Origin of the sequence: Specibacter sp. NPDC078709 (assembly GCF_040686795.1) — a bacterium.
Taxonomy (GTDB): domain Bacteria; phylum Actinomycetota; class Actinomycetes; order Actinomycetales; family Micrococcaceae; genus Specibacter.
Window position 1 is genome coordinate 231,708 of record NZ_JBFBLU010000003.1, and the last position, 11,976, is coordinate 243,683.

11 protein-coding genes are annotated in these 11,976 nt (G+C 58.9%); 3 read left to right on the top strand and 8 right to left on the bottom strand.

Annotated features, from left to right (window positions below):
* Positions 1-53: 53 nt before the first annotated feature.
* Entirely contained in the window at positions 54-596 is a 543-nt protein-coding gene (locus tag AB0P14_RS07635) for a VTT domain-containing protein (protein WP_363839969.1), read from the bottom strand.
* A gap of 217 nt (positions 597-813) precedes the next feature.
* On the opposite strand from AB0P14_RS07635, the gene AB0P14_RS07640 reads away from it, so the two are divergent.
* Positions 814-2,124, top strand: a complete 1,311-nt coding sequence (locus tag AB0P14_RS07640; RefSeq protein ID WP_363839971.1) for an FAD-dependent oxidoreductase — start codon at positions 814-816, stop codon at positions 2,122-2,124.
* Positions 2,125-2,164: 40 nt separating this feature from the next.
* Positions 2,165-3,796 carry an AMP-binding protein gene (locus AB0P14_RS07645; protein WP_363839973.1) on the top strand — a complete coding sequence of 544 codons (1,632 nt, stop codon included), beginning with the start codon at positions 2,165-2,167 and terminating at the stop codon, positions 3,794-3,796.
* Positions 3,797-3,862: 66 nt separating this feature from the next.
* Here AB0P14_RS07645 and AB0P14_RS07650 read toward each other — a convergent pair whose 3' ends face one another.
* From AB0P14_RS07650 to nrdH, 7 genes are all read right to left on the bottom strand, one after another.
* The gene (locus AB0P14_RS07650; protein WP_363839975.1) at positions 3,863-4,957 is read right to left on the bottom strand and encodes a cytochrome P450; all 1,095 of its coding nucleotides are present in this window, start codon (positions 4,955-4,957) and stop codon (positions 3,863-3,865) included.
* 18 nt (positions 4,958-4,975) lie between these two features.
* A complete protein-coding gene (locus AB0P14_RS07655) occupies positions 4,976-5,521 on the bottom strand; it encodes an NUDIX hydrolase (RefSeq protein WP_363839977.1) in 546 nt (181 codons plus the stop codon).
* Between the two features lie 74 nt (positions 5,522-5,595).
* Entirely contained in the window at positions 5,596-6,060 is a 465-nt protein-coding gene (gene yiaA, locus AB0P14_RS07660; RefSeq protein ID WP_363839979.1) for an inner membrane protein YiaA, read from the bottom strand.
* A 256-nt stretch (positions 6,061-6,316) separates the two neighbouring features.
* Complete coding sequence (nrdF, locus tag AB0P14_RS07665) at positions 6,317-7,294, bottom strand: class 1b ribonucleoside-diphosphate reductase subunit beta (protein WP_363839981.1); 978 nt, start codon at positions 7,292-7,294, stop codon at positions 6,317-6,319.
* Positions 7,295-7,449: 155 nt separating this feature from the next.
* On the bottom strand, positions 7,450-9,570 hold the full coding sequence (gene nrdE, locus AB0P14_RS07670) for a class 1b ribonucleoside-diphosphate reductase subunit alpha (protein WP_363840446.1): 2,121 nt from the start codon (positions 9,568-9,570) through the stop codon (positions 7,450-7,452).
* Positions 9,571-9,584: 14 nt separating this feature from the next.
* Positions 9,585-10,061 carry a class Ib ribonucleoside-diphosphate reductase assembly flavoprotein NrdI gene (gene nrdI / locus AB0P14_RS07675; RefSeq protein WP_363839983.1) on the bottom strand — a complete coding sequence of 159 codons (477 nt, stop codon included), beginning with the start codon at positions 10,059-10,061 and terminating at the stop codon, positions 9,585-9,587.
* A 126-nt stretch (positions 10,062-10,187) separates the two neighbouring features.
* Complete coding sequence (nrdH, locus tag AB0P14_RS07680) at positions 10,188-10,436, bottom strand: glutaredoxin-like protein NrdH (RefSeq protein ID WP_363840449.1); 249 nt, start codon at positions 10,434-10,436, stop codon at positions 10,188-10,190.
* Positions 10,437-10,996: 560 nt separating this feature from the next.
* Here nrdH and AB0P14_RS07685 point away from each other — a divergent pair.
* Positions 10,997-11,929, top strand: a complete 933-nt coding sequence (locus AB0P14_RS07685) for a LysR family transcriptional regulator (RefSeq protein WP_363839985.1) — start codon at positions 10,997-10,999, stop codon at positions 11,927-11,929.
* The last annotated feature ends 47 nt before the right edge of the window (positions 11,930-11,976 follow it).

Genomic DNA, 11,976 nt, shown 5'->3' on the forward strand with positions numbered 1-11,976 from the left:
CTCGAGGGGAGGAGATTCAGTAGCTCTTGCCGGAGGTATTACCGCTGAAGGTGTTAGGCCTTAGCCGTGGTGGGATCGCTGATTTCCACGCCCATGACGGGGCAATCTTCGAGGGCGCTCTTGTCCAGCTTGCGGGTACGTGAGACGCGGAAGAGATGAACACCAAGAATCACAGCACCAACAGCCAGGACCAGCAGCACGATTGCCAGCGGCGAACCCGCAGCAGCGGCAATGGCCGCGTCAAAGGCGGCGAGGCCGATCGTGGCGTAGATGCAGGCCCAAGCGATGGATCCCACCACCGTGGCGGGGATATAGCGGCGCAACGGCATGCGACCCAATCCAGCCGACATGTTGATGGCCGTCTGGATGCCAATGGTCAAAAAACTGACGCTGACTGCGGGAGCGCCCCAGCGGGCAATGATCTTTTCCGCCCGTTGCACGGCCGGGGAGTCTAGGTGCTTTTGCAACTTGGTCTTGCGCCCTCCGGCAGCAAGACCGCGGCCCGCCCAGTAGGTTCCGTTGGAACGCAGCATCACAATGACGAACAGGATCAGGAAAGCCCACACGAACGGAAGGGAAACGATGCTATCCATCATGAGTGTGAGGTACCCCCGGGAAGAAAATAATATAGCCACAGAAGCCTGTGGTATTAGTCTTACCTTATCTTATCGAGATTGAAGCCGCTAAGCCGCACCCTACCAAGTGATCAGGCTCATCTACGCGCTGGTCGCCATCGTTGCCCCTGCCCCAACGGAGCATCCCGGCGTAGCATCAAAGGGCAGGCAACTGCACCAACCGGCACAGGAGGCGGCCATGGCCGTGACCCATAAGCAGACAGGCTGCTGCATTGTAGGCGGCGGACCAGCTGGAATGATGTTAGGACTGCTGCTGGCACGGGCAGGCGTGGAGACCACCGTTTTGGAGAAACACGCCGACTTTTTCCGGGATTTCCGCGGCGATACCATCCACCCCTCCACGCTGGACCTCATCGACCAACTGGATTTACGTTCGGCGTTTCTGAACATTCCGCAGCAAAGCATCACCACCTTGGACGTTGTGGTGGGCGGAACGCGTCTAACCCCGGTGAACTTTGGCACCCTGCGCGGGGCCAACAGACGGATTGCCCTGATGCCACAATGGGATTTTCTGAATCTACTGGCTGCGCAGGCCCAATCATTGAATAATTTCCATCTCCTGATGGGTACCGAAGCCACAGGACTGCTACACGGCGAACGATCCAAGAACAGCACACCCAGCGGTGGTTCATTCACAATAGGCTCGCCCGTCACCAGTTCGCCCAGCCCAGTCACCGGCGTTTCTGCAGTGGGTCCGGACGGCGAAGTGGAGATCACCGCTGCCCTGACAATCGCCGCCGATGGCAGAGATTCTGCGCTCCGAAAAGATGTGGGGTTGCACGCCAAGGAGTTGGGTGCGCCGATTGACGTCTTGTGGTTCCAGCTTCCCACCCCACCCTTGCCGCCACCGGACACCTTGGGCTATCTTCGCGGGGGCACCATGCTCATCACCATCCCCCGCCCCGGCTACTACCAAATGGGAATGCTGATTCCCAAGGACAGCTTCAGCGCACTACGTGAAGCAAGCTTGGCTTCTTTCCGAGAACGCATCACCAGCATCGCCCCGTTCCTATCCACGGCGGTCGCACAGCTCGTGGACTGGGACCAGGTCAAGCTGCTCTCCGTGCAGCTCGACCGTCTGGATCAGTGGAGCGTGCCCGGGTTGCTGTGCATTGGGGACGCGGCACACGCCATGAGCCCGGTGTTCGGAGTGGGTGTGAACTACGCCATCCAAGACGCCGTCGCCGCGGCACGGATACTGGCCCCTCCCCTGCTCGCCGGGGCCTCAACGGATGCCGCCACCTTGCAGGTCCAGCGCCGGCGGCAACGGCCAGTACGGCTCATGCAGCCGCTGCAGCAGCGAGTCCACAAACTACTCGCCACGGGCCGCCAGGACACACCCCTGCGTCCATGGCAGGCACGTCTGGCCACTTTGGCAGCCAAGGCCGTCCAACCCATCACGGCCCGGGTGGTGGGCCGCGGCTTTTTGCCCGAAAAACTCCATGACGGTCGCCTGCTGGCAGCACCACGCCGAAAATTCATCATGTGAGTTAGTACACATTAACTCAAGACCGTACTAGCATCGTCACATGACCACAGAAGTTCATGACTCCCAGACGTCCGGCTCCGCCACCATACCTCTGATTGAGGCAACGATTGGCGCCAATTTCCAGAAAATGGCACTGCAGTTCCCTGATCGTGATGCTCTGATTGACAGGCCCTCCGGCCGCCGCTGGAGCTACGCTGCACTCAACCACGACGTCGATGCCCTAGCCCGCGGGCTCCTCGCCGCCGGGTTGACCAAGGGAGATCGTGTGGGCATTTGGGCACCCAACGTGCCCGAGTGGGTCCTGCTGCAGTATGCCACCGCCAAGATTGGTGCCATCCTGGTCAACGTCAACCCTTCGTACCGGGTTCACGAGCTGAAGTACGCCGTCCAGCAATCGGGCATGGCCATGATTGTGGCCCTGCCCGACTTCAAGGGAACCGACTACCAGGCCATGGTGGAGCAAGTTGGTCCGGAGTGCCCTGACTTGACAGCTGCCGTCTATATTGGCACGCCAACTTGGGACGCGCTGGTGGCGGGCGGAGAGGCGGTGCCAGCGGACGCCGTCGAACGTGCCATGGCAACACTGGAGCCCGGTGACCCCATCAATATTCAGTACACCTCCGGCACCACCGGCTACCCCAAGGGCGCCACGCTGAGCCACCGGAACATCCTGAACAACGGCTTCTTCGTCACCGAAACCATCGGTTTCACAGAGCACGACAGGCTGTGCGTTCCGGTGCCGTTCTACCACTGCTTCGGCATGGTCATGGGCAATTTAGGCGCCACCACACACGGGGCAGCCATCATCATTCCGGCAGCGTCGTTCGATCCGGCCGCCACGTTACTTGCCGTGCAGGAGGAACGCTGCACGGCACTTTACGGGGTGCCCACCATGTTCATCGCCGAGCAGAACCTGCCCAATTTCGCCAGCTACGACCTCTCCACCCTTCGCACCGGCATCATGGCCGGCTCACCCTGCCCCGTGGAAGTCATGAAGCGCTGCATCACCGAGATGCACATGGAGGGCGTCTCCATCTCGTACGGCATGACGGAGACCTCGCCGGTGTCGATGCAGACGCTCATGGACGACGACGTGGCCCACCGGACCGAGACGGTAGGCCGGGTGCACCCTCACCTCGAGATCAAAATCGTAGACCCCGCCACTGGCGAGACCGTCCCCCACGGAACCCCTGGCGAGTTCTGCACACGCGGCTATTCGGTGATGCTGGGCTACTGGAACGATCCAGAGAAGACCGCCGCAGCGATTGATCCGGAACAATGGATGCACACCGGAGATCTTGCCGTGATGTACCCCGATGGCTACGTCAACATTGTGGGGCGCATCAAGGACATGGTGATCCGTGGCGGCGAAAACCTGTACCCGCGAGAGATCGAAGAGTTCTTGTACAAGCACCCAGACATTGCCGACGTCCAGGTGATTGGGGTGCCCGATGACCGTTACGGCGAGGAACTGTGCGCCTGGCTCCTCATGAAGCCCGGTGCCACGCCGCTGGATGCCGCAGCCATCGCCGCCTACTGCCAGGGCCACCTCTCCCGCCACAAAATCCCGCGCTATGTGCTCGCCGTGAACGAATTCCCCATGACCGTCACAGGTAAGGTGCGCAAAATGGATATGCGGGAACAGACCATCGAAATTCTGGGGCTGAACTAAGCCGGCTGAACTAGGCGGGCTGAACTAGGCGGGCGCCAGGCTGCGACTCGAAGCTTTCTCGAAGCTTTACTGCTTGTGCAGGATCACATGCACGCTGCGAAAGCCTGCCAGCGGAATGGTCTCACGAACATTCTCCTGCCCCGGCGCGGGCACAATGGCCGTTGTCCGCGCCAACAGTTCGGTGGTGGCGGCACGCAGTTCCATGGTGGACAAATCGCGACCTGGACAGACGTGTTTGCCTAGTCCGTAAACCACATTCTTGTCCGCATTTTCTTCGGGCCGGTATGCATCCGGGTCACCGAAAACCTCCGGATCCCGGTTGGCCGAGACCCAATCCAGGTAGACGCGTTGCCCGGCGGCAAGATGGTGCTCGCCCACAGTGACCTCGGTGGTGGTTTTACGCCTGTTGGATAGGAAGGGATTGTCTATGCGCAGCATCTCATCCAGGGCAGCATCAATAAACGCGTGATCGTCGAGTCGGTTGCGTAGTTCCGTTTGGAGCTTTGGATGCTGAGCCAGGTGGTTCACAACGGTGCCCACGCAGCGGGAAATGGTGCCCAGATCCCCCGCGGTCCAGTTGCGCAGGATGCTGACAATCTCGGTGGCCAGTAACGGAACGTTGCCCACAAAGTCATGGGCGAGCTCGTCGGTGGGGTCAAGGGCAGTGCCGCGGCCGCCGATCCGCCCCATACGGCGGGTGTTGACCAGATCGGTGATAATCGCATCGAAGCGTCGGGCAATTTCCGTGGTCTGGGCAAGGTCGCCTGAACGGGTGGCGTCGTGGTTGTCAGACATCCACTGCAGCAGCGGTTCTTCCAATGCGGCCGGCCAGCCTAACCATCGGCTTTGTGCGCGAACGGCGAAGCGGCGACCAAATCCGCCCACCACGTCAACGCTCTCGCCGTCTGTAAGTTCCTCGATGAGCTCTACTGCCACTGCGCGGCACATCGGTTCCAGCTCCGCGGAGCGCTGGGGGCTCATGTACTTATCCACCACGGCTCGGTAGCGGGTGTGTTCCGCACCATCCATGCCGTTGGGCACGTTCAAATGCGCCGACACATGGGAGGAAAACGTCTGCGCATCCAGCGCTGCGGCCACCACGTCCTGGTGGCGGCGCAGCCACACCGGCTCGGCGGGTGGGGTGATTGAATTCTCAGTCATGAGGTCACCGTAACAAATTCATGCCAACAAACGACGCCGGAGCTCGGGCCACGCCGCAGCGAAGCCTGGGTGCAGCGGGCGTTGGGCAACGTCCTCGGGCATGACCCATTCCAGGGCAAGGCTCTCGGGATCACTGATGACGGCCTCGAACGGGACCACGGCCTTGACCACCACAGTGGTGTAACGCCAGTAGCCCACGTCGTAGACCGATGTGAACAGCAGCTCCACGTTCTCGCGCGGCACCCCCGCTTCTTCCCACGATTCGCGCAGCGCACCATCCACGGCACTTTCACCCTTGTGAAGGGCTCCCCCGGGAAGGCCCCACGTGCCGCCATGGTGAGACCAGAGGGCCCGGTGTTGCAGCAAGACTCCGCGTTCGGCGTCGAACACTAAGAGACCGGCGGAGCCAAACGTGCCCCAGAACTTCCCGGCGTCTCCCTCAACCCAGGCGTCGCCGGAATCGCGCGGCCCGATGATTTTCCCCGGACGCACAGCAGCCGCGGCATCGCGCACGAATCGGGCTGCCGCGGCACTTTGATGCGCGTGGATGTTTTCCTCTTTCATAGACTTCACGGTATCAATTCCACATCCTTGTTACTGGTGCGGCTACCGTCGTTTCCTCTTTTGGTTGATTCTTTTTACGGTTCGAGATTTTCTAGGAGCCTGTTCCCCGGCTTCGGACCCTGATCGGGATAGACCGCTCGGTGGGCAGCAAGGTCCCGGATGTTCTTCTGGACCGCCACGACCGCGAACAAACTCATAGCGAATCCGATGCCGTAGAAACCCTTCTCCGACAACAGCAGCTCGGCATTCCAGAGACCAATGGCAAGCAGCAGGAGTGCCGCCAGCAACGCAAACCAGGCGATGCCCAGGTAAATGGGTGTCACGGGGATTTCTTCGGCCCGGTCGCGCACTGCCTTCTGCAGCGACACTGCGGCAAAAAGCCCGAACAGGAACACCGTGAGGTAGAAACCCTTCTCGTTCAGTTCCATCTTGGCGTTCCAGAGGCCTACAAAGTAGACGCCCATTCCCAACCCCAACGCAATCCACGATGCGCCAATGAAAGCTCCTGTTGGTTTTCCAAGCTGACTTGATTCGCTCATGACCCGTACTCCCTTATGTTTATGACAACGAAATGCTGTCCTGTAGATACATCAGCATAAGTGAACTACCGCTCTTCTTCACTAATTTATCCATCATATGGCTAAATTAGTTTAATTCAGTTTTCTGCCGAGTCCGCATGGCCTAAGAGACTGCTCCCGCACCTTTCAAGGAGGGCACTAAAAAGGCCCGAATCTGCGAGCTACACGCAGATTCGGGCCTTCTATCAGGCGCTTAGACCGGAACTTCGGAGAGGGGTTAGAAGTCCCAGTCGTCGTCTTCGGTGTTGACTGCCTTGCCGATGACGTAGGAGGAACCTGACCCGGAGAAGAAGTCGTGGTTCTCGTCAGCGTTCGGCGACAGGGCCGAGAGGATGGCCGGGTTCACGTCGGTGACCGCGGCCGGGAACATGGCCTCGTAGCCCAAGTTCATGAGCGCCTTGTTGGCGTTGTAGTGCAGGAACTTCTTGACGTCCTCGGCCAGGCCAACGGAGTCGTAGAGGTCGTGCGTGTACTGAACTTCGTTTTCGTAGAGTTCAAACATGAGCTCGAAGGTCCAGGCCTTGAGCTCTTCGCGGCGCTCGTCTGAAACCTGCTCCAAGCCCTTCTGGTACTTGTAGCCAATGTAGTAGCCATGCACGGCCTCATCGCGAATGATCAAACGGATCAAGTCAGCGGTGTTTGTCAGCTTGGCGCGTGAGGACCAGTACATGGGCAGGTAGAAGCCCGAGTAGAACAGGAAGGACTCCAGCAAGGTGGAGGCAATCTTGCGCTTGAGCGGATCGTCACCGTAGTAGTAGGACTCAATGATCTGAGCCTTCTTCTGCAGGTTCACGTTTTCTACCGACCAGCGGAAAGCCTCGTCAATTTCCTTCGTGGAGGCCAGCGTGGAGAAGATCGAGGAGTAGCTCTTGGCGTGCACCGATTCCATGAACGCAATGTTCGTGTAGACGGCTTCCTCATGCTGGGTGATGGCGTCAGGGATCAGCGACACGGCACCCACGGTGCCCTGCAGGGTGTCCAACAGGGTCAGGCCGGTGAACACGCGCATGGTGAGCAGCTGTTCTTCCGGCGTCAGGGTAGCCCAGGACTGGACGTCGTTGGACAGCGGCACCTTCTCCGGCAGCCAAAAGTTGTTGCACAGGCGGTTCCAGACTTCAACGTCCTTATCGTCCTCAATGCGGTTCCAGTTGATGGCCTTTACGTGGCTCGCCAACTTCAGCTTGTCCGGTGTCATGGGTGCTTCTCTCCCTTGTATAAATCTTTGGTAGCCACGAAGGGCCAAAACAATCTTAAGCCAAAGACACGACGGCGGGGACTCACCCGCCGTCGTGCTCTTCAGTTATGCACAAACTAACCTAAAAACTAGTGACTAACTTGATACAATTCCTACTACAAAGCGCAGGAGACGCAACCCTCCACCTCGGTCCCTTCCAGCGCGAGCTGGCGGAGACGGATGTAGTAGATGGTCTTGATGCCCTTGCGCCAGGCGTAGATCTGAGCCTTGTTGATGTCGCGCGTGGTGGCGGTGTCCTTGAAGAACAACGTCAGGGACAGGCCCTGGTCCACGTGCTGCGTGGCAGCGGCGTAGGTGTCGATGATCTTCTCGAAGCCGATCTCGTACGCATCCTTGTAGTACTCGATGTTGTCGTTCGTCAGGTAGGGGGCGGGGTAGTAGACGCGACCCAGCTTGCCTTCCTTGCGAATCTCAATCATGGAGGCGATCGGGTGGATCGAGGAGGTCGAGTTGTTGATGTAGCTGATGGAACCGGTGGGCGGGACAGCCTGCAGATTCTGGTTGTAGATGCCGTGCTCCATGACGGAAGCCTTCAGCGCACGCCAATCGTCCTGGGTGGGGATGTGCATGCCCTCAAACAACTCGGCAACCCGGGCGGTCCGCGGCAGCCATTCCTGGTCCGTGTACTTGTCGAAGAATTCACCCGAAGCGTACTTCGAGTTCTCGAAGTTGATGAACGTGGAGTCGTTCTCAATCGCCAACAGGTTCGATGCACGGATGCAGTGGTACACAACCGTGTAGAAGTAGATGTTAGTGAAGTCCAGACCCTCTTCGGATCCGTAGTGGACGCGCTCACGGGCAAGGTAGCCGTGCAGGTTCATCTGGCCCAAGCCAATAGCGCGCGACTGGCGGTTACCCTTGGCGATGGAGGGAACGCTGGTGATGTTTGACATGTCCGAGACAGCGGTCAAGGTGCGGATGGCCGTTTCGATCGTGGCACCAAAGTCGGGGGAATCCATGGCCTTGGCAATGTTCAATGAGCCTAGGTTGCAGGAGATGTCCTTGCCGGTCTCGGCGTAGGAGAGGTCGTCGTTGTACGTTGTAGGCGCTGAAACCTGCAGGATCTCCGAGCACAGGTTGCTCATGATGATCTTGCCCTCGATGGGGTTCTCGCGGTTCACCGTGTCTTCAAACATGATGTACGGGTAACCGGATTCGAACTGGATCTCGGCGAGGGTCTGGAAGAACTCGCGGGCCTTGATCTTGGTCTTCTTGATCCGGGCGTCGTCCACCATTTCGTAGTACTTCTCGGTGACCGAGATGTCGGAGAACGGCACGCCGTAAACCTTTTCGACGTCGTACGGCGAGAACAGGTACATGTCCTCGTCGCGCTTGGCCAAATCAAAGGTGATGTCGGGGATGACAACGCCCAGGGAGAGGGTCTTGATGCGGACCTTCTCATCGGCGTTCTCGCGCTTGGTGTCCAGGAAACGGTTGATGTCGGGGTGGTGGGCGTGCAGGTACACGGCTCCTGCACCCTGGCGTGCGCCGAGCTGGTTGGCGTAGGAGAAGCTGTCTTCGAGAAGCTTCATCACGGGGATGACGCCGGAGGACTGGTTCTCGATCTGCTTGATGGGTGCACCCACTTCGCGGATGTTCGTCAGCGCAAACGCCACGCCGCCACCGCGCTTGGACAGCTGCAGTGCGGAGTTGATGGAGCGGCCAATGGACTCCATATTGTCTTCGATACGCAGCAGGAAGCAGGAGACCAGCTCGCCGCGCTGTGCCTTGCCAGCGTTCAGGAAGGTGGGGGTTGCCGGCTGGAAGCGGCCGTCGATGATTTCATCGACGATGCTGTTGGCTAGCTCTTCGTTACCGCGGGCCAGGTGCAGGGCAACCATGCACACACGGTCTTCGTAGCGCTCAAGGAAGCGGTTTCCGTCGAACGTCTTCAGCGTGTAAGAGGTGTAGAACTTGAACGCGCCCAAGAAGGTTTCAAAGCGGAACTTCTTCTTGTACGCGCGCTGGAACAGCTCACGGGTGAAGTTCATCGTGTACTGATCCAGCGTCTCGCGCTCGTAGTACTCGTTCTTCACCAGGTATTCCAGCTTTTCTTCCAGGTCATGGAAGAACACGGTGTTGTTGTTCACGTGCTGCAGGAAGTACTGCCGGGCGGCGGCCTTGTCCGCGTCGAACTGGATTTCACCCTTGGAGTTGTACAGGTTGAGCATGGCGTTCAGCTCGTGGTAGCCCATGCCCTCCCAGGCTGCGGGCATCTCCTTCGATGCCTTCACTGCAACTTCTTGGTCTGAGACAATCGTGTCCAAAATTCTTCCAATCCTTCACGAACCCGATCGACGTCCGCAGACGTTCCCATGAGTTCAAAACGGTATAAATGCTGTACTTTGCACTTCTCGGCGACGATGTCACCGGCGAGGCAATACGTTTCGCCGAAGTTGGTGTTTCCCGCGCCAATGACGCCGCGGATCAACATCCGGTTTTGTTCCACGTTGAGGAACTTGATGACTTGCTTTGGTACTGCCCCCAGCCGGTTCTCCCCGCCATAGGTGGGTAGGACCAAGACAAATGGCTCTTGTGCCAGGAGGGTTTCTTCGTGGGTATATATCGGCAGCCGGGCCGCTTCCACCCCCAGTTTCACAATGAAACGGTGAGTGTTGTCGGAGGCCGAAGAAAAATAAATCAGCCGGCTGCTGGTGGTTCGAGAAGTTATCTGAGCTACTGCGGCTTCTGCTGCAATCGCTGACATGGCTTTCGCTTTCCAACTACTTACTTGCGGTTGTAGGACTGGCCATTCTTGTGAACCAGCCCCACTCGTGTGCGTGATGCACGGGAACTAATGATGATCCCACAGGCAGCTGGCCTGCGGTATCAATTACGCTACGCTGGCGCTTTCGACGGCGGCAGCCAGTTCGGCAATCTTGTCCGGGCGGAAACCTGACCAGTGGTCAGCGTCAGTGATCACAACAGGCGCCTGCTGGTAGCCCAAGCTGAGAACGTGCTCCAGCGCTTGCGGATCGGTGGAGATATCCACGCTCTGGTAAGTGATGCCCTTTTTATCCAAGGCGCGGTACGTGGCATTGCACTGGACACATGCAGGCTTGGTGTAAACCGTAACGGTCATGATCGAGTTCCCCTTTTTCATAAAACTATTCTTTAAAATTTAGCGTTCCTGCCCCGCCGGGGCTCGCTCACTGCCTATGGGGCCTGACAGCTTCCGCTACGGCCTCGCCAGTGTTTTCGGGCATCAACCCAAACTGCTGTATTCGATGATTCAATACTACATCTAGTGCACGCGCCAGCGAAAGACCCCAACATGATGTATTACACCTTTGTCATTTTATGCACCCGTCATCCACAGGCCGGAAGATTTAAAAGCGCCAAAACTCAAGGTTTAAACCTCTCTGTCCACAGGCTGTGGAGTACTTAGCCACAAATTAATGTGTGGCGTGTCTAGTTTTCCGGCGTGTCGATACTTGTGGCCACTTGTGGTTGCGCCACGAGTTTTCAGCACTGCTGGATGACTCTGCTAGGAGCCAGTAGCTTCGCGTAGCTACCTGTCCGAGCGCGTCCCCACCTGCCCGCTTATGCCCGTCTATGCTTGCAGGGAAGCTATAGCTTCCCTGCAAGCTGCCCATTCGGCAGCGACTCTGCAGAGACTGTTTGGCAGAAAGAGGGCCACCTGTGATCAACCCCCTGCACCTGCGCACCCTGCTAGAAGTGGTGCACCGCGGTTCCTTTGCCGCGGCTGCCACTCGACTGGGGTACACGGCGTCGGCCGTTTCACAACAGATGGCCACCTTGGAACGAGACAGCGGAGTACAGCTTTTCCAGCGCTCGGCCCGCAGCGTGCAAGCAACTGACGCAGCCCTAGTCATGGCGCGGCATGCGAGCAAGGTCCTGACAGATATTGACGCACTGCTGGCTGCGAGCGCCAAGACAGAGGAGGGCACGGGTCAGGAACTGCGACTGGGCATCTTCCCCTCCCTAGCTACCCATGTGTTGCCGCGGCTACTGGCCAGCCCGCAATGGCCAGAGCTCGGGATCAACTTGCATGTCTCGGTCGGCGAGCCGCAGCAGACCATTGTTGGTCTGCGCACAGGCGGCGAACTTGATGTGGCTTTGGTGTATCAGGTGGGCCAATCCGGGCTGGCGTGGCCGCACAGCCTTAACCGGCAATGGATCGGCGACGACAACTTCAGGGTGGTGCTGCCGAAATCCTGGGGCATCCAACCCGGCTCGGTCATGGAGGCCGCGCAACTCTCTGACATGCCATGGATCATGCACCACCCAGGCACCAGCGATGCTGCCGTGATCGAACGACTGTTTGCCAGCTGCAATCTGCATCCGCGCGTAGCCGTCTACAGTGACGATTTCAACGCCAGCCTGCAACTCGCGGGCGTGGGCTTGGGCGCAGCACTGGTTCCCGAACTGGCGCTGCAGGGCCGGGCTGAGAACGTGGTGGTCTTGGATGTCCCGGAGATCCGGCTGGCCCGTAATATCTTTGCCCTGCTCATCAACGACAGCCGCACAGCCCGGGTGGAGGTGTTCGTGGACAAACTAGCCAGCATGCTGGCTGAGGTCACCGGCACCAGCCACGTGGACCCGAAGCCGTAACGGGCTTAGAACGTTAGTGCCGCGGGTCCTCAGCGTTTTAGGTGGCC